The organism is Pseudoalteromonas sp. T1lg24 (genome assembly GCF_002964745.1).
Taxonomy (GTDB): domain Bacteria; phylum Pseudomonadota; class Gammaproteobacteria; order Enterobacterales; family Alteromonadaceae; genus Pseudoalteromonas; species Pseudoalteromonas spongiae.
The window spans coordinates 1-411 of the sequence record NZ_PQCB01000028.1 but is presented as its reverse complement, the minus strand read 5'-3'; the positions used below and the strand labels follow the sequence as shown (position 1 = coordinate 411).

Sequence of the window (411 nt, the reverse complement as noted above, 5' to 3'; positions counted from 1 at the left end):
CCTTCGTCTAGAGGCCTAGGACACCGCCCTTTCACTGCGGTAACAGGGGTTCGAATCCCCTAGGGGACGCCACTTAATTTTAAGCTTAGTTTTAAAAGAGTGGGGTGAGTCATTAAAGCTCGTATGGTAAGAGTAAAAATAACCAGTCCTAGTGACAACACCATGTTGTCCCCTTCGTCTAGAGGTACGCTTTACGCCCAGTAATTCCGATTAACGCTCGCACCCTCCGTATTACCGCGGCTGCTGGCACGGAGTTAGCCGGTGCTTCTTCTGTTGCTAACGTCACAGCTAGCAGGTATTAACTACTAACCTTTCCTCACAACTGAAAGTGCTTTACAACCCGAAGGCCTTCTTCACACACGCGGCATGGCTGCATCAGGCTTGCGCCCATTGTGCAATATTCCCCACTGC

At 50.4% G+C, this 411-nt stretch carries 1 rRNA gene; it reads right to left on the bottom strand.

Annotation, left to right across the window (positions count from 1 at the left end):
• Positions 1 to 208: 208 nt before the first annotated feature.
• Positions 209 to 411 (bottom strand): 16S ribosomal RNA (locus tag C2M30_RS22145); the annotation flags it as partial.